Annotated in this window: 22 protein-coding genes, 1 tRNA gene and 1 other RNA gene; 9 read left to right on the top strand and 15 right to left on the bottom strand. The window is 64.9% G+C overall.

The window, feature by feature from the left end; all coding sequences use genetic code 11:
• Nucleotides 1-44 precede the first annotated feature (44 nt).
• Nucleotides 45-1,331 carry an aminotransferase class I/II-fold pyridoxal phosphate-dependent enzyme gene (locus tag CH285_RS12065; protein ID WP_032364594.1) on the bottom strand — a complete coding sequence of 429 codons (1,287 nt, stop codon included), beginning with the start codon at nucleotides 1,329-1,331 and terminating at the stop codon, nucleotides 45-47.
• A 54-nt stretch (nucleotides 1,332-1,385) separates the two neighbouring features.
• Nucleotides 1,386-1,480: signal recognition particle sRNA small type (gene ffs / locus CH285_RS12060), an RNA gene on the bottom strand.
• A gap of 95 nt (nucleotides 1,481-1,575) precedes the next feature.
• On the opposite strand from ffs, the gene CH285_RS12055 reads away from it, so the two are divergent.
• Nucleotides 1,576-1,663: transfer RNA gene (locus tag CH285_RS12055), tRNA-Ser, on the top strand.
• Nucleotides 1,664-1,921: 258 nt separating this feature from the next.
• Here CH285_RS12055 and CH285_RS12050 read toward each other — a convergent pair.
• Both CH285_RS12050 and CH285_RS12045 read right to left on the bottom strand, forming a co-directional pair.
• Nucleotides 1,922-2,668: a 3-hydroxybutyrate dehydrogenase gene (locus tag CH285_RS12050; protein WP_094644223.1), complete on the bottom strand. Its 747-nt coding sequence runs from the start codon at nucleotides 2,666-2,668 to the stop codon at nucleotides 1,922-1,924.
• Nucleotides 2,665-4,080 carry an MFS transporter gene (locus CH285_RS12045; protein WP_032408437.1) on the bottom strand — a complete coding sequence of 472 codons (1,416 nt, stop codon included), beginning with the start codon at nucleotides 4,078-4,080 and terminating at the stop codon, nucleotides 2,665-2,667. The genes CH285_RS12050 and CH285_RS12045 overlap by 4 nt, the downstream gene beginning before the upstream one ends.
• 139 nt (nucleotides 4,081-4,219) lie before the next feature.
• Between CH285_RS12045 and CH285_RS12040 the strand changes: the two genes are divergently transcribed.
• Complete coding sequence (locus CH285_RS12040) at nucleotides 4,220-5,128, top strand: LysR family transcriptional regulator (RefSeq protein ID WP_094644222.1); 909 nt, start codon at nucleotides 4,220-4,222, stop codon at nucleotides 5,126-5,128.
• A 37-nt stretch (nucleotides 5,129-5,165) separates the two neighbouring features.
• On the top strand, nucleotides 5,166-5,888 hold the full coding sequence (locus CH285_RS12035) for a mycothiol-dependent nitroreductase Rv2466c family protein (RefSeq protein ID WP_032364754.1): 723 nt from the start codon (nucleotides 5,166-5,168) through the stop codon (nucleotides 5,886-5,888).
• Nucleotides 5,889-5,901: 13 nt separating this feature from the next.
• Here CH285_RS12035 and CH285_RS12030 read toward each other — a convergent pair whose 3' ends face one another.
• The 4 genes from CH285_RS12030 to CH285_RS12015 form a co-directional block, all read right to left on the bottom strand.
• A complete protein-coding gene (locus tag CH285_RS12030) occupies nucleotides 5,902-6,519 on the bottom strand; it encodes a dihydrofolate reductase family protein (RefSeq protein ID WP_032384115.1) in 618 nt (205 codons plus the stop codon).
• Between the two features lie 33 nt (nucleotides 6,520-6,552).
• A complete protein-coding gene (locus CH285_RS12025) occupies nucleotides 6,553-7,419 on the bottom strand; it encodes an alpha/beta fold hydrolase (protein ID WP_057472541.1) in 867 nt (288 codons plus the stop codon).
• A gap of 37 nt (nucleotides 7,420-7,456) precedes the next feature.
• Complete coding sequence (arr, locus tag CH285_RS12020) at nucleotides 7,457-7,885, bottom strand: NAD(+)--rifampin ADP-ribosyltransferase (protein ID WP_032364755.1); 429 nt, start codon at nucleotides 7,883-7,885, stop codon at nucleotides 7,457-7,459.
• 119 nt (nucleotides 7,886-8,004) lie between these two features.
• Nucleotides 8,005-8,865: an NmrA family NAD(P)-binding protein gene (locus tag CH285_RS12015; protein ID WP_094644221.1), complete on the bottom strand. Its 861-nt coding sequence runs from the start codon at nucleotides 8,863-8,865 to the stop codon at nucleotides 8,005-8,007.
• Between the two features lie 82 nt (nucleotides 8,866-8,947).
• Here CH285_RS12015 and CH285_RS12010 point away from each other — a divergent pair, with 82 nt between their 5' ends.
• Complete coding sequence (locus tag CH285_RS12010; protein WP_217900690.1) at nucleotides 8,948-9,661, top strand: TetR/AcrR family transcriptional regulator; 714 nt, start codon at nucleotides 8,948-8,950, stop codon at nucleotides 9,659-9,661.
• Nucleotides 9,662-9,767: 106 nt separating this feature from the next.
• On the opposite strand, the gene CH285_RS12005 is transcribed toward CH285_RS12010, so the two are convergent.
• Complete coding sequence (locus CH285_RS12005; RefSeq protein WP_094644219.1) at nucleotides 9,768-10,418, bottom strand: class I SAM-dependent methyltransferase; 651 nt, start codon at nucleotides 10,416-10,418, stop codon at nucleotides 9,768-9,770.
• Between the two features lie 36 nt (nucleotides 10,419-10,454).
• Here CH285_RS12005 and CH285_RS12000 point away from each other — a divergent pair, with 36 nt between their 5' ends.
• Nucleotides 10,455-11,918, top strand: a complete 1,464-nt coding sequence (locus CH285_RS12000) for a dihydrolipoyl dehydrogenase family protein (protein WP_094644218.1) — start codon at nucleotides 10,455-10,457, stop codon at nucleotides 11,916-11,918.
• Here CH285_RS12000 and CH285_RS11995 read toward each other — a convergent pair.
• Nucleotides 11,890-12,501: a CDP-alcohol phosphatidyltransferase family protein gene (locus tag CH285_RS11995; RefSeq protein WP_027494575.1), complete on the bottom strand. Its 612-nt coding sequence runs from the start codon at nucleotides 12,499-12,501 to the stop codon at nucleotides 11,890-11,892. The two genes, CH285_RS12000 and CH285_RS11995, sit on opposite strands and share 29 nt — an antisense overlap.
• Nucleotides 12,498-13,166, bottom strand: coding sequence for a TVP38/TMEM64 family protein (locus tag CH285_RS11990; RefSeq protein ID WP_237606117.1), 669 nt, complete (start codon nucleotides 13,164-13,166; stop codon nucleotides 12,498-12,500). The genes CH285_RS11995 and CH285_RS11990 overlap by 4 nt, the downstream gene beginning before the upstream one ends.
• Before the next feature lie 169 nt (nucleotides 13,167-13,335).
• On the opposite strand from CH285_RS11990, the gene CH285_RS11985 reads away from it, so the two are divergent.
• From CH285_RS11985 to CH285_RS11970, 4 genes are read left to right on the top strand one after another with little or no spacing between them, the layout of a single operon-like run.
• Nucleotides 13,336-14,547 carry an ABC transporter substrate-binding protein gene (locus tag CH285_RS11985; RefSeq protein ID WP_027494577.1) on the top strand — a complete coding sequence of 404 codons (1,212 nt, stop codon included), beginning with the start codon at nucleotides 13,336-13,338 and terminating at the stop codon, nucleotides 14,545-14,547.
• The gene (locus CH285_RS11980; protein WP_027494578.1) at nucleotides 14,544-15,383 is read left to right on the top strand and encodes an ABC transporter permease; all 840 of its coding nucleotides are present in this window, start codon (nucleotides 14,544-14,546) and stop codon (nucleotides 15,381-15,383) included. Before CH285_RS11985 ends, CH285_RS11980 begins: the two co-directional genes overlap by 4 nt.
• 11 nt (nucleotides 15,384-15,394) lie before the next feature.
• Complete coding sequence (locus CH285_RS11975; protein ID WP_255032442.1) at nucleotides 15,395-16,168, top strand: ABC transporter permease; 774 nt, start codon at nucleotides 15,395-15,397, stop codon at nucleotides 16,166-16,168.
• Nucleotides 16,165-17,193 (top strand): ABC transporter ATP-binding protein, encoded by a 1,029-nt coding sequence (locus CH285_RS11970; RefSeq protein WP_094644216.1) that lies wholly within the window; start codon nucleotides 16,165-16,167, stop codon nucleotides 17,191-17,193. The genes CH285_RS11975 and CH285_RS11970 overlap by 4 nt, the downstream gene beginning before the upstream one ends.
• Nucleotides 17,194-17,418: 225 nt before the next feature.
• Here CH285_RS11970 and CH285_RS11965 read toward each other — a convergent pair whose 3' ends face one another.
• The 4 genes from CH285_RS11965 to CH285_RS11950 are packed head-to-tail and all read right to left on the bottom strand — an operon-like array spanning nucleotide 17,419 to nucleotide 21,552.
• A complete protein-coding gene (locus tag CH285_RS11965) occupies nucleotides 17,419-18,654 on the bottom strand; it encodes an MFS transporter (RefSeq protein ID WP_094644215.1) in 1,236 nt (411 codons plus the stop codon).
• Nucleotides 18,651-19,634 (bottom strand): ABC transporter substrate-binding protein, encoded by a 984-nt coding sequence (locus CH285_RS11960; protein ID WP_094644214.1) that lies wholly within the window; start codon nucleotides 19,632-19,634, stop codon nucleotides 18,651-18,653. The genes CH285_RS11965 and CH285_RS11960 overlap by 4 nt, the downstream gene beginning before the upstream one ends.
• Nucleotides 19,631-20,473: an ABC transporter ATP-binding protein gene (locus CH285_RS11955; RefSeq protein ID WP_094644213.1), complete on the bottom strand. Its 843-nt coding sequence runs from the start codon at nucleotides 20,471-20,473 to the stop codon at nucleotides 19,631-19,633. Before CH285_RS11955 ends, CH285_RS11960 begins: the two co-directional genes overlap by 4 nt.
• Nucleotides 20,470-21,552 carry a FecCD family ABC transporter permease gene (locus CH285_RS11950; RefSeq protein ID WP_217900691.1) on the bottom strand — a complete coding sequence of 361 codons (1,083 nt, stop codon included), beginning with the start codon at nucleotides 21,550-21,552 and terminating at the stop codon, nucleotides 20,470-20,472. The genes CH285_RS11955 and CH285_RS11950 overlap by 4 nt, the downstream gene beginning before the upstream one ends.
• Nucleotides 21,553-21,562 lie beyond the last annotated feature (10 nt).

Genomic DNA, 21,562 nt, shown 5'->3' with positions numbered 1-21,562 from the left:
GAGTGGAAACGCGTAGCCTGCTACGAGTTTCCACTCACATGCGTTCAGCCTTCGAGCAGCTTCTCCGTCGCGGCCAGCAGAACGCAGGTTGCGACGCCGTCCATCGACTTCTCCAGCTCACCGAGCGACGGGAAGCTCGGCGCGAGGCGAATGTTCTTGTCTTCCGGATCTTTTCCGTACGGAAAGGCCGAGCCGGCGGCCGTCAGAGCAATTCCGGCGTCCTTGGCCAGCGCGATCGACCGCGCGGCCGTGCCTTCGAGCACGTCGAGACTGATGAAGTAGCCGCCCTTGGGCTCGGTCCACGACGCGATCTTCGACGCACCGAGCCGGTCCTCGAGAATCTGCTGCACCAGCGCGAACTTGGGCTTCAGAATCTCGCGATGCTTGGCCATGTGAGCCCGCACCCCCTCGGCGTCACCGAAGAAACGCAGGTGACGTAGCTGGTTGAGCTTGTCCGGTCCGATGCTCTTCTTACCGAGGTGCTTCTGATACCAGGCGAGGTTCTCCTCGGAACTGCCGAAGAAGCTGACTCCGGCACCGGCGAACGTGACCTTCGAGGTCGACGCGAACACGAACGCACGATTGGGGAAACCTGCCTCGGCCGCCATGCCGATGACGTCGTAGGACGGCGCGAACTCGTCGGTCAGCGGATGCACCGCGTACGCGTTGTCCCAGAACAGACGGAAATCGGGTGCGGCTGCGGGCATCGTTGCCAGCGCGCGAACGACCTCTTCGGAGTAGACGGCACCGGTGGGATTGGCGTAGTTCGGCACCACCCACATGCCCTTGATCTGCGGATCCGACGCCACCAGGTTGGCGATCTCGTGCACGTCCGGTCCGTCGGGACCCATCGGCACCGTAATCATCTCGATGCCGAAGCTCTCGGTGATCGCGAAGTGACGGTCGTAGCCGGGGGCCGGGCACAGGAAGCGAACATTCGGCTCCGCCGACCACGGGCGCGGCGAATCCGACAGCCCGTGCAGCAGAGCCCAGACCACCAGGTCCTGCATGATCTCGAGGCTCGCATTGTTGCCGGCCAGCAAGTTCTTCACCGGGATGCCGAGCAACTCGCCGAAGATGGCACGCAGTTCCGGCAGACCCGCGAGGCCACCGTAGTTGCGGCAATCGGTGCCGTTGCCGTCCTTGTAGTCCGCGCCGGGGAGCGTCAACAGATCGGCAGCGAGATCGAGCTGCTCGGGCGACGGCTTACCGCGGGTGAGATCCAGCTTCAGATTCTCGGCTTTGAGCTGCGTGTACTTCGCGCTCTGCCGCTCGTGCTCGGAGGCGAGCTCCTCATGGTTCATCAGACCCAACTGGGTTTGCGCTGGCATGCGGAGCGGCCTCTCGGTGACTGGGTTCCCCGGACAGTGTCTATGTCACTGAAATAAAGGGGACCCCGCGCACCCGGCAGAGCCCATTGACCCTTGCTGCCTTCCGGCCCTGGGGGAGTTCACAGGATGCGCGCCGCGCGGGATCCGTTAGGAAGTGTAGCCGCCTCCCGTCGGACAACGCATCACCACCCTTCGCGCCTCCCGATTTGGGAGATGGTGGGGGTAACCGGGTAAGCTCCCCCACGGAGGATTCGCCTAGTGGCCTATGGCGCTCGCCTGGAACGCGGGTTGGGTTAACGCCCTCAGGGGTTCAAATCCCCTATCCTCCGCCAAAGAAGCCCCCGTGACCTGTCACGGGGGCTTCTTGCTGTTCGGGGAGGGGTGCTCCGGTTCGCGCCCACCCGTCTCCCGATCAGCCCACCCGTCTCCGGATCAATGGGCGTTCGAGTCCGTCTGAGTGCAACAAAGCCGCATTCATCCGGTGGGGTGCGGCGACCCGATCCGGATGAATGCGACTTTGTTGCAATCTGAGCGACTGAAACCCACATTGATCCCAAAGTGGGGGGCGCAGCAGACGGGCGGCACTGAATCTAACGAGCCGACCAACCACCGTCCATGGTGTACGACGCCCCGGTGACCATTCCTGCGTTCTCGGAGGTCAGCCATCCCACCAGTGAGGCGACTTCGGCGGGTTCGACGAGTCTCTTGATGGCGGCCTCGGTCAGCAGCACCTTTTCGAGTACTTCGTCCTCGGGGATGTCGTGCGCCTTGGCTTGATCGGCGATCTGTTTTTCCACCAGCGGTGTGCGGACGTATCCGGGGTTGACGCAGTTGCTCGTCACGCCGTGCGCGGCACCCTCGAGGGCTGTCACTTTCGACAGTCCTTCGAGTGCGTGTTTGGCGGTGACGTAGGCGACCTTGAACTCCGACGCGCGCAGTCCGTGCACCGACGACAGATTGATGACTCGGCCGAACCTGCGTGCGTACATCCCAGGCAGCGCCGCACGAATCAGCAGGAACGGGGCCTCGACCATCAGCGTCTGAATGCGACGGAACGCGCCCGGGTCGAAGTCGACGATCGGTGCCACCGTTTGGATACCCGCGTTGTTCACCAGGATGTCGACGTCGAGCCGAAGGTCGTCCAGTGCGGTGGTGTCGAGCAGATCGACCGACCACACCTCGCCTTCGAGCTCGGCTGCCAATTCCTTTGCTGCGACGTCGTTCACGTCGGCAATGGTGACGCGGGCACCGCGGCCGGCGAGCTCACGCGCGCACGCGGCCCCGATGCCGGACGCTCCCCCGGTGACGAGGGCGGAGCGTCCGGTCAGGTCGGTCACCGCTTTACACTCGGATCGAGCAGACCGGCCTTCGCCAGCTCGGCTTCGGTGGCCAGGTTCTTGGCGTCGGCAATGTCGATGCTTTCGAGCGCCAATCCCTTTGTCTCCCTGGCTACGACGACGGCAACCACGGTGATCGCGCAGGCCACGGCCAAGTACACCGCGATCGGCACGGACGAGCCGTAGATGTCGAGCAGCTTCACCGCGATGATCGGGGCCAGCGAGCCGGCGACGATCGAGGTGACCTGATAGCCGAGGGACACACCGGAATACCGCATCCGCGTCGGGAACATCTCGGCCATGATGGCGGGCTGTGTGGCGTACATGAAGGCGTGGAACATCAGGCCGATGATGATGGCCAGCAGGATCACGACGTTGTGGCCGCTGTTCATCATCGGGAAGGCGAAGAAGCCCCACGTTGCCGCGGTGAGGGCGCCGGCGAAGTAGACCGGACGGCGGCCGATGCGGTCGGCGAGCCTGCCCACCAACGGAATTGTGCAGAAGTGGATCGCGTGGGCGATGAGCATCCACCACAGGATCGTGCTGGTGTCGGTGCCGACCTCCACCTTGAGGTAGGTGATGGAGAAGGTGACGACGAGGTAGTACATGACGTTCTCACCGAAGCGCAGACCCATCGCGGTGAATACGCCACGCGGGTAACGCTTCACGACCTCGAAGACGCCGTACGACGCGGCCTTGATGACCTCGGCCTGCTTGTGTGCCTCGAGGAAGATCGGGGCGTCGGAGACCTTGGTACGGATGTAGTAGCCGACGAAAACGATGACGGCAGAGAGCCAGAACGCGACGCGCCAGCCCCAGCTGAGGAACGCTTCGTCGGACAGGGTTGTCGTCAGGACGAGCAGTGCGACGGTGGCGAGGAGGTTACCGGCGGGCACGCCTGCCTGCGGCCAGCTGGCCCAGAATCCGCGGCTCTTGTTCGGACTATGTTCTGCGACAAGGAGAACCGCGCCGCCCCATTCGCCGCCGACGGCGAAGCCCTGAATGAATCGCAGGGTGACCAGCAGTGCCGGTGCCCAGTAGCCGATGGCCTCGAATGTCGGTAGGCAGCCCATGAGGAACGTGGCACCACCGACGAGGACGAGGCTGAACTGCAGCAGCTTCTTTCGGCCGTACTTGTCGCCGTAGTGTCCGAAGACGATGCCGCCCAAGGGTCGTGCGACGAAGCCGACGGCGTAGGTGACGAAGGCCGCGAGAATGGCGTCGAGCTCACTGGTTCCGGCCGCGAAGAAAATCTTGCTGAACACCAGTGTGGCGGCGGTTCCGTAGAGAAAGAACTCGTACCATTCGACGATGGTGCCGGCCATCGATGCTCCGACGACCTTCTTCAGGCCCGTGGGGGTGGCATCGGGGTCCGGCTCGGACCTTTCTGCCAGCGGTCGGTCGACGCTCATAGCTTCTCCTGTGTTGCTCGGCACTGCGTGCTCGTGTTTGTGACAGACCACACATGTAGCGGGGTTGGTCTGAGTATTGGTGCAGATCTTTTTCTGCGCAAGAGGCATGGACGCAGGTTCGATCTGCAAAACTGCACACATGACACGCGGTGACGGGAAGGTTCCCAGTGCCGACGACCTGCTGGTCCTGCTCGCCGTCAGTCGAACCGGACGCTACAGCTCCGCTGCCGACGACCTCGGCATCAACCACACGACCATCTCCCGACGCATCGCCGCACTCGAGGACACACTCGGCGGACGAGTGCTCACCCGCGCCGGCGGAGGTTGGGAACTGACCCAACTGGGGCACGGCGCACTCGCCGCTGCCGAGGCCGTCGAAAACGCGCTGCAGACGCTGGTCTCGAGCGACGCGGGTGCGCTGAAGGGCGTCGTACGCATTTCGGCCACGGACGGCTTCAGTGCCTACATCGCAGCTCCCGCGGCTGCTCGCGTGCAACGCACCCATCCGCTGGTGTCGGTGGAGATCGTCGCGACCACCAGACGTGCGTCGAGGCAACGGTCCGGACTGGACATCGAGATCGTCGTCGGACAACCGCAGGTGCATCGCGCGGAGGCCATCCGGCTCGGCGACTACGTGCTGGGTCTGTACGCGTCGCAGACCTACGTGGACGAGCACGGCACACCGCAGGTGCCGGCCGACCTCGCCGCCCATCCGTTCATCTACTTCATCGACTCGATGCTGCACGTCGACGATCTGGATCTGGCCCCCAACTTCACTCCGACGATGCGCGAATCCGTGACGTCGACCAACGTCTTCGTCCACGTCGAGGCCACACGAGCCTCGGCGGGCATCGGATTGTTGCCGTGTTTCATGGCCGACCGACACCCCGACCTGCAACGAATCCTGCCCGACGCCATCGCCGTGACCCTGACGTACTGGCTCGTCACTCGCACCGAAACTCTCAGACGACCCGAAGTGTCGGCGGTGATCGACGCGATTCGCGCGGTGGTCACCGAACAACGCTCGGCTCTGCTGGGCGAGAAATGAACGCACGGAACCTATGCCCCACAAGGAGAGTCCCCTGATGTCCGATATCGATTTCTATTTCGATCCGGTATGCCCGTTCGCGTGGATGACCAGCAAATGGGTTCGCAAGGTTCAGGCCCAGCGCGACTACACCGTCGACTGGCGGTTCATCTCGCTTCGCCTGCTCAACTCGCATATCGACTACGACGCCCATTTCCCACCCGAGTACGAGGCCGGCCACACCGCGGGTCTGCGACTGCTGCGGGCCGCTGCCTCTGTTCGTCGTGAGCATGGGTCGGACGCTGTCGGGCCGCTGTATCAGGCCCTCGGAACGCACATCTTCGACACCGAGGCGGTGCCCGACGACGCTGCGAGTCACGGACATCGCGGCACCGCGGCATTCCTCGGGCCGATCCTTGAGGAAGTCGGGCTGCCCACCCGTCACACTGCAGCACTCGATGATTCGACGATCGACGACGAGATCCGGGCCGAAACCGATCATGCGCTGTCGCTGACCGGCAAGGACGTCGGAACTCCCATCATCGCCTTCGAGCCGCCGGACGGTGTGGCGTTCTTCGGTCCGGTGATCAGCCGACTACCCAGCGACGAAGAAGCAGTACCGCTGTGGGACAACGTGATCGGACTCGCACGATTCCCTGGATTTGCCGAGATGAAGCGCAGCATGCGTGAACTCCCCCAGTTGAAGGCACTGGGGGTGACGGAGGACGAGGTTGGCGTGCAACAGGATTGGCACGGCGGGAGCCGACGGCAGAAGAAATGAATTGCCCTCCGATCTAGTCGGTCAGTACGTCGTCCATGTTGCCGACGTCCGGGGTCCCGGTGTCGAGGCCGTACCGCAGGTAGACGGTGCCCTTGCCGTCGACGGCCGGTGGCTCGAGCAGCGTCAGATTGCTGGGCACGGTGCCGTCGGCGAACACCTTCTTTCCCACTCCGAGAAGGATGGGATGCACCCACAGATCGAGTCGATCGAAGAGCTTCTCGCGCAACAGGGTCTGCACCAGATCGAGACTTCCGACCACCTTGATATTGTCGTGTCGATCTCGGATCTCACGCACGGCTCCGGCCAGGTCCGGTCCGAGCTGGGTCGAACCGTTCCACAGCAGATCGGGTGTGCCGCGGGAGGCCACGTATTTCGGGATCGTGTTGAACAACGTTGCGAACGAATCGTGTTGGTGCGGCCAGTACGCGGCGAAGATGTCGTAGGTGCGCCGCCCGAGCAGGAGCGCATCCGTGCCCTCGTACGCGGCGGCGACCTGCGCCCCCGAAACCTGGTCGAGCAGAGGAGCCTGCCAGCCGCCGAAGGGAAAGTTCTCGGGGTCTTCCTCTGGGCTTCCGGGTGATTGCGCGACGAGGTCGAGGGTGGCAAAAAGCTCCAGCGTGATGAGGCCCATGATTGCTCCTGGTTCTGTAGGACGAAAGCTCGATCAGCCCAATACTTTCCGTAGTGTCTCGGCGAATTCGGTCGGCTTTCCCGTCTGACCGAATTCGCCACCGAGGAAGCCCGAGTGGCCGCCGGGAAAGACAATCGGCTCCGATCCGAGGAGCGCCGCAGTGGAATACGCTGCGCGAGCGGCGATGTGACCGTCCTCGGGACCGCCGGATTCCTCGCCGACTCCGATCACAACCGTGGTGGGAGCAGCACGCATTGCATCGACGTCGGGTGCGAAATCGACGCCGCCGCCGCGCATGTTGGACATCAGGGCGTCGTCGCGGGTTCCGTCGTCCTCGGCCGAGAGGCCGAACTGCGCCGGGTCCGGTGTCGGGCGATCGAAGAACGTGTTGTCGATGGGTCCTGCGTGCATGAGCAACGCCATGAACTGGGCCATGGCCGGACCGCGGCCGTGAGCATCGTATGCGGCCACCATGTTTGCGCACACGGTCGCGATGTTCTCGCGATCCGGCAAGGTGCCTCCGGCGGGTGGTTCGTGGGCCACCAACGTCCGGACATCGGACGGGTATCTGCTGACGAGTACCAGCGCATTGACCGCACCCCCGCTCGAGGCGAACACATCCACAGGCCCATGGCCGACGGCGGTGAGCACTGCGTGCAGGTCGTCGGCATGCTGGCCGAAGGTGACCGCGGCGGTCGTGTCGTCTCGTCGACTGCGTCCGACATTTCTCGGGTCGTACGTGACGACCACTCGGTCGCGGAAGTGCGATGCCAACGTCCCGAACCCGCTCGCATCCATCGGTGAGCCGATCAGCACCAAGGGAGTGACCCCGGGCTCGAGTTCGCCGATCACGTCGTACGTCAGGGTCGCACCGGGAACGGAAACTGTCTGTGTCGTCATGCTGGTGTGGACCTGGGTCTGCGCGAAAACTCACCGGCTAGTCGTAGAGAACCGCAGTTCCCGTCTGTCTCAACTTCTCCAGACCGTCCCGAAACCGGCTCAGATATTCGGGCGAATGCCCGACCCACTCGGACGTCTCTTCGACGACGCGTACCGGTTCCGCGCTGCGATAGGAGTGCGTCGGATTGCCGGGGAACTTCTTGTCGGTAACGTTCGGATCGTCCTCGACACTGCCGGTCGGCTGGACGATGTAGACCCGAGGACGCCCCTCGCCGACGGCCATCTCGGCCGCGAGCACGGCACCGTCCAGCACCTTGGTCATGTAGATGTAGTTCGAGATGTGCTCGGGACGGTAATTGGAGCGATAGCCGGGAGACAAGCAATCGCCGGCCTTCAGATCGGCCTTCGTGCCATGAAAGTAGGCACCGGACTCGTGCACCCGAAATCGCTCCGGTGTATCCGCCATGTCTGCCATAGAAATTCCTCCGTGTCGGTAGCCGGAAGAGTGTGCACCACCGACTGGGTCTTGCCGCAAGCCCCCAACTCAGCGATAAACTGAAGGCAACGGCGGCGGGCACGGCTATGTCACGTCGCGCGTTCACTCGACACGAGAAAGTCACGCGTAGTTCGTGGTTCGCGACCGAGCAGTTCGCCCAACAGCGGGTCGGTACCGGCGAATCGGCCGTCGTGGGCGGCGAGAAAGATGCCAAGGGTGAAGCGAGCCATGAACTCGTTCGCACCTGCAGCCACGCGATCGGCGACCCACTGCTCCTCACCCACGATCGATACCTCGATCTTTCGACCCACGACTGTCGACGCGATGGCCGCTACCTCGGTCATTGTCGGAGCATCGCGGGCCGTCAACACCGTGGGGCCCTCGTATGCGCCATCCGACGTGAGTATCGCGGCGGCAGCTTCCGCCGAATCCGCTCTGTCGGTCCACGAAACAGGGCCGTCCACGGGTATGGATACAACGCCGGTCTCGCGCCAATCGCCCATGACGAAATCGAGGCTGTGTGCGTAGAAGCCGTTGCGTAACGACGTCCACGCCACACCGCTGTCGGCCAACATCTGCTCGGTCGCAGCATGATCGCGCGCAGGCTTGAACGGACTGTCGAGCCCCGCGCCCTGGTGACTCGTATAGAGAATGCGCCCGGCACCGGCGGCGACCGCCGCGTCGATCGCGTTGCGATGCAACGCTGTCGCGTCGGCCCCGGGATCGCTGGACGAGACGAGCAACACCTGGTCTGCCCCGTCGAACGCCGTCGTCAGCGAGTCCGAATCGTCATAATCGCCTCGACGCACCTGCACGCCACGATCCGCAAAGCGCTGCGCCCGAGCCACATCGCGAACCGCGACGGCGATCTCCGAGGGGCGAACGTGGTCGAGTAGATGGTCGACGGTGGCACCGTTCAATGCCCCGGTAGCTCCGGTGATGACAATCATGACAACCTCCAGTTATCAATGGAATCAAATAGAAGGTAACACCGGAAACACAACGATAGCAACAGTGCGTTATCGTCGATACGTGAAGGATTCGTCGACGAGCACCAGAGACAGCACCCGTCGACGAATCGTCGATGCCGCAGCTCGGCTTCTGCAAGAAAACGGCCCTGGGGCGGTGACCACTCGCGGCGTCGCCGAGTCGGCCGGGGTTCAGGCACCGGCCATCTACCGATTGTTCGGGGATAAGAATGGTCTGCTCGACGCCGTGGCCGAACATGTCATGGCCACCTATGTGTCCACGAAGTCCGAGATCGCAGACAATGAGCTCGCCGAGAACTGTGACCCCGTGGAGGATCTGAGAACCGGATGGCGCGCACAGATCGAGTTCGGGATCGCCAACCCAACCTTGTTCGCTCTGCTCAGCGACCCTGCTCGAGTGCCCGATTCTCCCGCGGTCCGGGAAGGAGAAGCCGTTCTCGCGGCACGGATTCGCCGGATAGCCCGCGCCGGCCGACTTCGGGTCACCGAGCAGCGCGCGGTGGAGCTCATTCATGCCGCGGGTACGGGTGCTGTCCTGACCATCCTCGGCACACAGCACGATCGCCGAGACGTCGGACTCGCCGACGAGCTGTTCGATGCAGTCATGCGCCACATCGTCGTCGACACACCTCGGTATCCCGAAAGCTCTGCGCACGGTGCAGCGATTGCCTTGCGAGCCTCGATTTCCGACATCGACGTACTGAGTAATTCGGAGCGGCAGTTGTTGGCCGAGTGGCTCGATCGGATATCCGGGTGACGATGCACCCGATGCGCGGACACTGGTGGTATGGCCGCACGAATTGACTCGATCGCCGTTCGACGAGGCAGACCTCGCGCGACGAGGAGCCGTTCGACGCCACCGTTCATGAACTCGGCTCTGCCGAGCCAGAGTTGACAGTCCCGACGCGAATCTGGATATGGCCTCCGCGGACAGCGCGGGCCGAAAGATCCCGCAGCAGTGGCGTCATCGCCGTCCATGGATGCGCCTCGATGTCCGCCCCTCCGAGTCGACACGCAAGCTTCGCGAGCGGCGTCCACGCTGCGGCTCGTCCGACGGGCCGCTGCATGTCGACGACGGCCACGACGCCGCCCACTCGCGTAGCCGAGGTCATCGATTCGAGCGCCGCCTGCCATGGCGTCATCAATGACAGCGCGTAGGTGCTCAACGCCGCATCGAACGGGGTCTGCTTCCCCAGATCGGCGGACGTCAGGGCGGTGGCGTCGGCGGGGATCAATGTGACATTCATCCACCCCGCGCGGGCAGCTCGAAGTCGCGCCTGTTCGAGCATCTGCGGGCTGGCGTCGATTCCGGTGATCGATCCGGTCGGGCCGATCATCCGCTGCAACCCGGCGAAGTTCAGCCCCGTCCCGCAGCCGAGGTCCAGAACATGGCTCCCCGCAGGCAGATTCAGCAGCTCGAACGCCGCCTCCCGGCCCGCGCGATACACCGGCCATTCGGCGGAGATCACGTCGTACAGGCGCGCCGAGAAGGTGTACTTGGTCGGTCGTCTCATCTCGGGTCTCTCCAAGGCGCGGGCATAGTGGGAGGTATGGGAATTCGTCGTTCGTCTTCGAGTGTGCCCGAGAGCCGCGCCGACGTGGTCGTGGTGGGCGGCGGTACCGCCGGCATCGTGGCGGCGAAGACCGCGGCGGGCTTCGGCGTTCGCGTCGTGTTGATCGAACGGGACCGCACCGGCGGCGACTGCCTGTGGACCGGATGCGTGCCGTCGAAGGCCCTGCTCGCGGCGGCCTCGGTGGCACAGACGGTTCGATCCGCGTCCCGGTTCGGCATCGACACCGAGCCGCCGCGCGTAGATTTTGCGCGGGTCATGCAGCACGTGCACGGGTCGATCGCCGAGATCGCGCCGATCGATTCACCGGAGGCACTCACTGCGGCCGGGGTCGACGTCATCAGCGGTGACGCCGTGTTCACCGGTCCGAACACGGTGAATGTCGGCACGCGGATGCTGCATTTCGGTCAGGCGATCGTGACCACCGGCGCGCATCCCACAGTGCCGGCGATCGACGGTATCGATAGCGTCGACTACCTGACCAGCGACACTCTATGGGATCTGACGACCCTGCCCGAGCGGCTGCTCATCGTCGGAGCCGGATCGGTGGGTTGCGAAATGGCGCAAGCATTCTCGCGTCTCGGATCCGACGTCACCCTTGTCGGACGGTCAGCGACGATCCTTCCCCGCGAGCACCCTGAGGCCTCGTCGATACTGACGCAGGCCCTGACCGACGAGGGCGTGCGCGTCCTGACCTCCACCGCCGTCGTGCGCATCGAGAACGGCTCGGCCGTGACCGACGCAGGTGTCGAGATCCAATTCGATCGAGTACTGATCGCCACCGGACGGACTCCGCGGACCGCGTCACTCGGGTTGGGCACGGCCGGTGTGGAAGTGGGCGACAGCGGATTCGTGCATGTCGACGCGAATCTGCGGACCACCAATCCCCGCATCTGGGCCGCGGGTGATCTCACCGGTCATCCGCAGTTCACGCACACAGCGGGCGTGCATGGCAGCCTGGCGGCGAGCAACGCCGTGCTCGGCCTGAACCGAAAGGTGAGTACGACGGGGACTCCGCGGGTGACGTTCACCGATCCCGAGATCGCCTCGGCCGGAATCGATGTACGGACTGCGCGTCAGCGTGGGTTGCGGCTGCAGACACTCGAGCACCAACACGTCGATCGCGCCGTCACCGAGAGTGCAACGAACGGATCGACGACGCTCGTGCTCGACGCCAAGCGACGTATCGTCGGAGCCTGCGTGGTGGGTCCGCGAGCGGGCGAGACGATCGGGGAGCTGATCATCGCCATCGAGCAGGGTTTGCGTACTCGCGACCTCGCCGGGGCCACGCATCCGTATCCGACGTACAACGACGGGCCGTGGAATGCGGCGATCGCAGACGTGAAGGCGCAGTTGGGTTCTCCGGTAATTTCCCGAGCAACGGCCGCACTGGCGAAGGTGCGCGGCACGTGGATCAGGAGAGCGCGCGATACCCGGCGATGATCCGCTGACCGGAGCTCACCGCGACCACCGCTGCCCAGACCACCGCGATCTGCCACGAGATTCCCGGCAACAGTAGCCAGAGACTGTGCACCGCAATGGTTTCGGCACCCTCGGCCAAGCCGCCGAGGAACGACAGCGATCGACCGTCGTCGATGGTGCGACCGGTGTGCTCGGCAATGGAGGAGAACGCAAGAAACGCGGTGCCGTTGATGTAGTACGCCAACAAAACCAGCAGGAACGGCCACCAGGGGGCGTCGTACGCGGCTGAGGCACCGATCGCGACGCCCACCACAGTCGTTCCGTAGACCACAAAATCGGCGGTGATGTCGAAGAATCCGCCGGCACCGCCCGTAGTGGAACGCCTACGCGCGAGAGGCCCGTCCAGCCCGTCGGCGATGCGGGAGACGATCCACAATGCCAAAGCGAGCAACCAGAATTGCAGGCCGGCGGCCAGTGCACTACCCAGGCCCAGAACGAGTCCCGCCGCGGTGATCCGGTCGGGCGTGATCGAGGGACGGTCGAGCGCGCGTGCACAACGATCGAGTGGGCCTTCGAGGTGTCGGCGCAGAAAGCTGTCGATCATTCGGCTGCACCGGTGAGTCCCAGACGGCGTGCCAACAGGGCCGAGCCGGCCGCGATCGCCAGGACCGCGAGCAGTGCGATGGCGAACGGCCACGACAGCGGCGACGTTCCGTAGGCACCGAGCGCGGTGTAGGCGACGGTCGCGGGCACGATCCCGATCATGGTGCCCACCACGTAGTCACGTTGCCCTACGGCACTGACTCCGGCCGCGTAGTTGACCAGGGAGAACGGCAGCGGCACCAGTCGCACGAGCAGTACTGACAGCAATCCTCGTCGTCCGAGCATGGCGTCGAGCCGGCGGAGCCTGTCCCATTCGGTGCGGGCCACCTGTCCACGGCCAAGCGCCCGCGCTCCCCAGTACCCGAGATATGCCCCCGCGGTGGCGGCGAACACCACGACGGTCGCGCCCACCGCCAACCCGAACAGCAGTCCCGACGCGATGGTCAACGTGCTGGCGGGGAACGGGGTAGCCGACAGGACGGCATAGAGCACGACGAACAACGCGATGCCCCAGGGCCCGGCCGACACCACGCGATCGCGGATGAACGACGGATCGGGAAGATCGACGGTGCTCAGCACGATCACCACAGCGATGACGATCACGGCAGCCGCGAGCAATTTCAGGGTCGTGCCGCGGCGACTACGCGTCGGGCGGTCCTGCGTCACGGTGTGTGCCTCTCGTCCGACGGTTCACGATCCATTGTGCACACGGCCGGTCTGCCCGCGTGTTCAGCGGTTGTCGCATTCGACCGATTACGGTGGTGAGGGCAGCGTCGACGACGGCTGCTTCGGTTGATCTGGAGGCCCCCGGGTGATTCGTTCAGTACGGTGCGCAGTGGCGATTGCGGCGAGCGCAGGGTTGCTGCTCACCGCATGCGCAGCACCATCATCGGAGGCTCCGCGCGCCGACGACCTGTCCTGGAGCGAGATCCAGGAGCAGGCGCAAGGACAGACCGTCTCGCTGTGGATGTACGGCGGCGACGAGCAGGGCAATGCCTACGTCGACGACGTGCTCACCCCCGCGGCCGCCGCGGAGGGCGTCACATTGCGTCGCGTGCCGGTGGAATCGACGACCGATGCCGTCAATCGCATCCTGTCCGAGCGGCAGGCCGGGGTCACCGACGGCGAGGTGGACCTGGTGTGGGTCAACGGCGCGAACTTCGGCACCGGTAAGCAGGCCGGCGCGTGGCTGTGCGGGTGGACGCAGAATCTGCCGAACATGGAACTGACCGATCCCGAGGATCCGCTGTTGCGCGACGACTTCGGCACCCCGGTCGAGAACTGTGAATCACCCTGGCACAAAGCTCAATTCACCCTGGTCTACAACGCAGCAGCCATCCCCGATCCGCCGACGACATTCGACGGCGTGCTCGACTGGGCGCGGGCGAACCCGGGCCGCTTCACCTACCCCGCTCCCCCGGACTTCACCGGTTCGGTGTTCGTGCGTGAAGCCTTGATCAACGCCTCCGGCGGTGTCGACGAGGTTCCCGCTCAGTTCGATCAGGACTCCTACGACCGACTCGCCCCGGCATTGTTCGATCGATTGAACGAGCTCGCCCCGTCACTGTGGCGCGAGGGAACGACGTATCCGCAGTCCTCCTCCGAGCTCGACGCCCTCTACGCCGGTGGCCAGGTCGACATGACCATGACGTACGGCCCCGCGACCCTCCCGAAACTCGTCGCCGACGGCACCTTCCCACCGGAGACCCGCGTCCTGACTCTCGACGAGGGAACCGTCGGGAATGCGAGTTTTCTTGCCATTCCGTCGACGTCGGGGAAGTCGGCCGCGGCGCAGGTGGTTGCCAATCTCGCGTTGTCGCCCGAGCAACAACTTGCAAAGGCGACTCCGGAAGTGTGGGGCCAGTTCACCGTGCTCGATATCGACCGATTGCCCGATGACGCCCGCGCCAGGTTCGAGGCGTTGCCGAGTTCGACGGTTCTGCCGTCCTACGAAGAGCTGTCGGCCAACGCGCATCCAGAACTGTCAGCCGACTGGGTCTCGCCGGTCGACGAGGGTTGGCGTCGAAGCGTGCTCGCCGGTCAGTGAGCGCGTCCACGAGGAGCTTTCGCGGCACAGCGGCGGTCCTCCCCGCCGTCGTCTTGGTCGTTCTCGTCGTCGGCGGCGGCCTGGGAACCGTGGTGCTGCAGAGCCTGGGTCTGATGCCGTTGGTCGGAACCCCCGAACTATCGGTCGACGCGTACTCCGCTCTGGGCGGCGACCTCTGGCGCTCGGTGGTGCTGACGCTGTCGATCGCCATCGTCTCGACGGCGTTGGCCACGGTGATCGGGCTTGCCGCGGCGCTGACGGCGTTGTCGGGTGGACGCGCCGCGTTGGTCGCTGCTGGGGTGACGGTCACGGTGCCGCACCTGATCGGCGCGGCGGCGATGGCGTTGTTGCTGGCGGATTCGGGGATGCTGCCGCGCATTCTCGGCATGACCGACGGCGGCTGGCCGGAGTTGGTCGGTGGGAGGTGGTGGATCGCCGTTGTCGCCGAATACGCCTGGAAGGAATCGGCTTTCGTAGCCGTCGTCGTGGCCGGGACGCTCGCCACCCGAGTAGCGGCATTCGACGAGACGGCCGCGACCTTGGGTGCCGGACGGTGGGCTCGGCTCCGTTTGGTCACGCTGCCGTTGGCTCGGCCCGCGCTGATCGCATCGGCGGCCATCGCGTTCGCCTACACGGTCGGCTCGTACGAGGTAGCCCGCATTCTGGGTCGCCCGTATCCGGAGCCGTTGTCGGTGATGGCCATTCGACTGTTCACCTCGATCGATCTTCAGACGCGTCCGCAGGCAGCTGCTGCGGCGACGGTCGCCACCGCTCTGACGGTGGCCGTAGCCGCGGTGGCGCTGCACTATCTGCGCAGATCGGCAGCGTGGAAATGAACAGGGTGGAAGTGAACAGGATTCTTCCCGCTGTCGGCAGGTCCGTTCTGGTCCTGTGGTTCCTGTTGCCGCTGATTCCGGTTGTCTTGTGGGCCATCAGCAATCGCTGGTCGTTTCCCGGATCGGTTCCCCAGGAATGGGGATTCGACGGCGTCCGCAGCGCCCTCGACGCCGGTGGTGTCGATGCGTTCGTGCGGTCTACCCTCCTCGCTCTCGCCGTCGCCGCCATCGCAACACCATTGGGCGCGTTGGCCGCTCGCGCACTGGTGAACGGTTCCGTGCGTTTCCCCGCTTTCGTGGCCGGGGTTCTCTTCGCTCCGCTGGCCCTGCCCCCGTTCGCCGTGGCATTGGGGCTCGATGTTCTGGTGCTGCGCTCGCGCATTCCGAGCACGGTGGCAGTGATCGCGTTGCTGACCGTCGCGGCCATTCCGTACACGACGTATCTGATGCGAGTGGCGTTCGGCGCGTACGACATCGGCTACGAGGAGGAGGCACGCACTCTCGGTGCGTCGAATGCCATGGTGCTGCGGCGTATTCGCATTCCGCTGTTGGCTCCGGCGTTGGCGGGTGCGGCGTTGCTCGCGTTCCTCGTCGCGTGGAGCGACTACGTGATCACGTTGTTGATCGGTGGCGGCAGACTGGTCACTGTGCCCATTCTCGTCGCCTCCTTCGCTGCCGGCACCGGTAACGATTCGGTGGTGGCTGCATTGTCGGTCGCCGCCGTGGTGCCGCCGCTGTTGCTGGTGCTCATGCTGGCCCGGTTGCGTCGTAGGAGTGCACGATGAGCGTCGAACTGTCCGTTCACGAACTCACGAAAGTGCATGCCGGTCAATCGGTTGCGGCTCTGGATTCGTTGGATCTCACCGTGCCGCCAGGATCCTGCACGGCGATTCTGGGGCCGTCGGGTTCGGGCAAGAGCACGGCACTGCGGATCATCGCGGGACTGGATTCACCCACTGCCGGCACGGTGCGCATCGACGGCCGCGAGGTGAACGGCGTTGCGGCCGAGAACCGCGGCGTCGGGATGGTGTTTCAACGTCCGATGTTGTTCCCGCACATGTCGGTTCTCGACAACATCGGCTTCGCCTACCGCGCTGCCGGGGAGAGTCGCAAGCGGTCGCGCGAGCGGGCCCGGGAGTACCTCGACCTGGTGCATCTGGGCGACATTGGAGATCGTGCGGTGTCCGAGGTATCGGGTGGGCAGGCCCAGCGGGTGGCGTTGGCGCGCTCACTCGCCGGTTCACCGCGAGTGTTGTTGCTGGACGAGCCCTTCAGTGCGCTCGACCCGGTGTTGCGCACCGAAATGCACGACCTGGTGCGCGAATTGCGTTCGACGTTGGATCAGACCCTGCTGCTCGTCACCCACGATCAACAAGAAGCGGCGGTGCTGGCCGATTCGGTCGCAGTACTCATCGACGGCCGACTGGAGCATCACTCCGATATCGCAACGGCCTACACGCGTCCGAGCACGCTCGCAGTGTCGCGACTGATGGGTGGGATGAACGAAATCGAGGGGCAGTGGGACGGGGTTGGGGTGCATCGCTCCGTGCTCGGGGAGCTGGAGGTCGAAGGAGTTTCTTTGCCGGCTGGGCGTGCCGTGCTACTGCTTCGACATGAGTTGATCACATTGAATGACAACGGGATTCGTGGGGTTGTTTCTGCCTCGAGGCCTACCGGATTTCGCAGCATCGCCGATGTGACGGTGGGATCGACAGTGCTGAAGGTGGAGCTGGCGGCGGGATCTGCTGTGCGGGTCGGGGACGCCGTGGGATTGCAGATTCCGGGTGGGGCGAGGTTTGTCACGGGTTGAGGTCGAAGATGTGGCTGTTCGCAGTTCTCGCACTCCGGAGCCGGCCGAAGTCCCCATACCGCTGAGATGGTCGGCAGATCGGGCGTACCGGTCGCCTTAACGTGAAATAGCTACCCTTGTGGTGTTCGATCCGACGTGTCGCAGGCCGGGTCTTCGATGTCGGTCGTCAGGGCTTGCAGCCGAGGTCCGACCGTTCTCACAGCCGTCTTTCTGCCTGTCCGGTCCTCAACGGCTGTTCGAGTGGAGTTGTGAGCTGACGGCTCGTAGCGAGGACAGGTACGCGAACAGGGCGTTGGCCGCAATGACGCCGACTGCCAGCGACAGCGTTGCGGGCAGGCCGATCGGACCCACGAGGGCTCCGGCGAGGCCGGCACCGATGGGTTGTCCGCCCCACGCCAGCATGCGGGCCGTGGTGTTGACGCGGCCCTGAAGTTCGTCCGGGGTCACCAGGTGGCGGACGGTGATGCCGTTGATGATCACCGTCGATGCTGCTGCTTGGAAGACGACCAACGCGCACACTCCCAGCACCGGTACGGTGACCAGAATCCACACGCTGATCGCGCCTGCTTGTACGAGCAAACCGGCGATGGCGATCGTCCCAGCCGTGAACTTTCGGGACAGGCGCGGCAGTAATGCTGTCGAGATCAGGGTTCCAACGCCGAGGGCTGCGAAGAACAGACCCAGCTCGCCGCCGTCCTCGTCGACACCGTACCGCTCGACGGCGGTGACGACGAGGAGGCCGGTCATGATGCCGCCGGCCACACTGTTGCCGGTCCCGATCAGGGTGAGCAGGCGGACAAGTGGGTGACCGTAGATGAAGCGCACCCCATTGCCGATATCGCGCCACAAGTGGGGTTGTTCCGTCCGCGGCGCGGATGTGGGTTCACGTACCCACAGAAGCAGGATCGCGGTCACTGCGAACGTGGCCGCGTTGAGGGCCAGCGCGGCGAACGGCGAGGATGCGGCAACAAGCACACCACCCAGTGCGGGCCCGGCCATAGTGATGACCGTTGCCATCGCAGTTTGCCGCCCGACGGCGTCGGCCAGTCGAGCGCGTGGCACCAGTGAGGGCAGCAAACCGAAGCCGGCGGCGTCGAAGAACACCATAGCGGCGGCGCTGACGAACGCTGCAACGAACACGTGTGCCGTCGACAGAGTCGCCATCCAATGCGCCGCCGGTATGGATGCCGTTGCAGCGCATGCGGCGAGCGCGGTGACGACCATCGTCGGGCGACGCCGCCAGCGGTCGGCAACGGCACCGGCGAACAGCCCGAACACCAGGTACGGTACCGATTCGACAGCGGTGAGAAGCGCAGTGGCTGCGGCACTTCCGGTGGTGCGGTAGATGACGAGCGGGAAGGCTACCAACGCGACGGCAGTTCCGAACCAGGCGACGGTGCGCGCGAGCACCATCAGCCGGAACGCGGCCCCCAGCGACGTCCGAGCGTTCGTCGAGCTCACTTGCCGAACACGTTGTCCGCGGTGTTCTCGATGGCGTCGACGATGCGGACTCCGGCAGCCTGGAAGTCGGCTTCGTTCTGCGGGTACACCCGGGAGTTCCGCACCGCTGGTGAGTTCGCGAGCAGAGCCGATATGTCTGTCACGGCGGCCGCGGCGTCCGCTTCCGATCCGGCGTATTGCACCAGGACGACGTCGGGTGCAGCGCTCAAGGCTGCCTCGGGGGTGATTTCGGCGAAATTGCCGGCGATGTCGGCGAATTCGTTGGTCATGCCGAGTGCGTCGACCACTGCGCTGTAGTAAGACCCACTCAAGGCGTAGAGCTTGCCGTCGAAGCTCTGGACAACCGCTGCCGACAGCGGCGCACTGTCGGTGTTCTTCGCTCGTGCTGCGGTGACGCGATCGCGCAGCGAGGTCACGACCTCTGCTGCTTTGTCCGGGACGCCGTAGATGGTGCCGAGGTTGTCCACGTCGGTGTAGACCGCGTCGATTGTCGTGGGCGCGGGCGTGTTCTGGCAGTATTCGCCGAGGACGTAGAGGTTGCCGCCTGCAGCGGTCAGGTCATCGGAGCTCGCCGATCCTTGGCCGCCGAGTTGCCCTTGGTCGTTGGACAGGAACAGATCCGGTGAGGCCCCGATAAGGAATTCGCGTGAGGGTGCATAGTCGTCGGTGTTGGAGGTCAGGCCCGAGAATCGGTCGAGTCCGTCGAATGCGTAACTGCCGTTGGTGTATCCGATCGCGCTGTCGGCGACGCCGAGTGCATCGAGCGTGGCGATGACTCCCGGAGCTCCGAGGAGTACCCGCTCGGGTGGGGCGTCGTAGGTGTAGTCGACCCCGCAACTGGCCACGGTCACCGGGTATGCCGAGGTGCCGCTGTCGGTCTCGGTGCCTGCGGCAGTGGGTTCGGCCTGTCCGCTCGAGCAGGCGGACAGCACGAGAATGGTTGCGGCGAAGCAAGTTCCGGTTCGTACGGCGATCTTCATGGTTGGCTGCTTTCGGTGCGGGTGTCGAAATTGGGTTGAGTAGCGGTGCAGCTCGCGGTGGATGGGCGGTGCGAGGTGGCGGGTCCGAAATGGACGCAGGGTCGGCCGGTGATCGGGTTGACGGCGATGACCGAGTCGACGCCGTAGACCTCGCGAAGCATGTCCGTTGTCAAGACGTCGGTGGGAGTTCCGTGGGCGACGAGGGCACCGGATTTCATGACGAACAGGCTGTCGCAGTAGGCGGCAGCGAGGTCGATGTCGTGTAGTGCGACAACGACCGTGGCTTCGGTTGCGGTGAGCAGTTCGAGGAGGTCGAGCTGCGCCGAGATGTCGAGGTGGTTGGTGGGTTCGTCGAGGATCAGTATCGGAGCTTGTTGCGCGAGGGCCCGAGCTACGAAGACGCGTTGCCGCTCGCCACCGGACAGGGTCGAGATCTGACGGTCGACGAGGTGCGCGATCCCGGCGGCCATCACGGCGGCGTCCACTGCGGCGACATCGACCGCGCCGAAGCGTCGCAGACCGGTGTTGTGCGGGATGCGTCCGAGTTCGATGATCTCCCGTGCGGTGAACTCGAATTCCGGTGAATCGTCCTGCAGGACAACCGCAGTCCTGGTCGCTGATTCACGAGCGCTGAGGAGGCGAAGGTCGTCCTCGCCCAGTACGATCGTTCCGCCTGAGGGTATGAGGGCCCGGTAGAGCGTGCGCAGCAGCGTCGACTTTCCGCTGCCGTTCGGTCCGAGAAGTCCTACAACCGAGCCTGATTCGGCGTGTATGACCCCGTCGGTGAGAATCTTGACACCGTCGATGGCGACGGCGACACCCTGTGCGTCGAGTTTCATCGAGCCCTCGCCGTCCGCCCGGAGGAGACCAGCAGGTACAGGAAGAACGGAGCGCCGATGGCCGAGGTGACCACCCCGATCGGAAGTTCGGCGGGGGCGCGGAGCACGCGGGCGGCGATGTCCGAGAGCGGTAGGAAGCATGCGCCGAGCAGTGTTGCGGTGACGACGACGCGGCGGTGATCGGCGCCGACGAGCAGTCGCGCTATGTGCGGGATGACCAGGCCGACGAACCCGATACCGCCTACTTCGGCAACGATGACGCCGGTCAGGACCGACACCACCACCATCAGCGTCATTTGGAATCGCGCGACGTCGATGCCGAGGGAGTAGCCGAGGTCGGTGCCGGAAGCCAGGGCGTTCAAGCGGGCACTGTTCCACATCAGCCACGTCGTGGCCGCCGCAATGACGACCGCGGGCAGCAGCAGGCTCGCCCACGATGCTCCGGCGATCGAACCGAGACTCCAGAACAGCACGCGCTGAGATTGATTGGGAGTGGCGATGGTTTGAAAGAAGAACGTGAACGAGGAGACGAGGTACCCGACGGCGACCCCTGCCAGCACGAGCCGGGTCGGTGGCCATTGCCCTCCGCGGCGGGCGAGGACGAACACCAGCGCGAACGCCAGGAGGCCGCCGATGAAGGCAGCCGCGGACAGCGATACGCCGCCGAGTACCCCGGCGCCGAAGACGATGACGATTACTGCGCCCAGGCTCGCGCCCGGCACGATCCCGATCAGGTAGGGGTCGCCCAACGGGTTACGTACAACGACTTGGATGACCACGCCCGCTATCGCCAGACCCGCGCCGACGACGATGGCGAGAATTGTGCGCGGGACGCGGACCTGCCAGACGATCTGATCGTTGACCGGTGTCGAGGTGTGCGTGCCCGCCATGCCGAGGTGTTGGGCGACCGAACCCCAGATGTCGCCGAGTCCGATGGTGACAGCGCCGATACTGACCGACGCCACCGCGATGACCACGATGGCGAAGCCCGAGATCGCCAGCAACACGCGAAAGCGTTGGGGCGAGGCGAAGGGCGGTGCGCCCGTGCTGCGCATCGCAGTGGCCGGCGATCGTTTCATCAGGTCTACA

The sequence above is a fragment of the Rhodococcus sp. 05-2256-B1 genome (genome assembly GCF_002258465.1).
GTDB classification, from domain to species: Bacteria; Actinomycetota; Actinomycetes; order Mycobacteriales; family Mycobacteriaceae; genus Rhodococcoides; species Rhodococcoides fascians.
The sequence above is the reverse complement of the archived record's forward strand: the minus strand, read 5'-3'. Positions and strand labels throughout refer to the sequence as shown.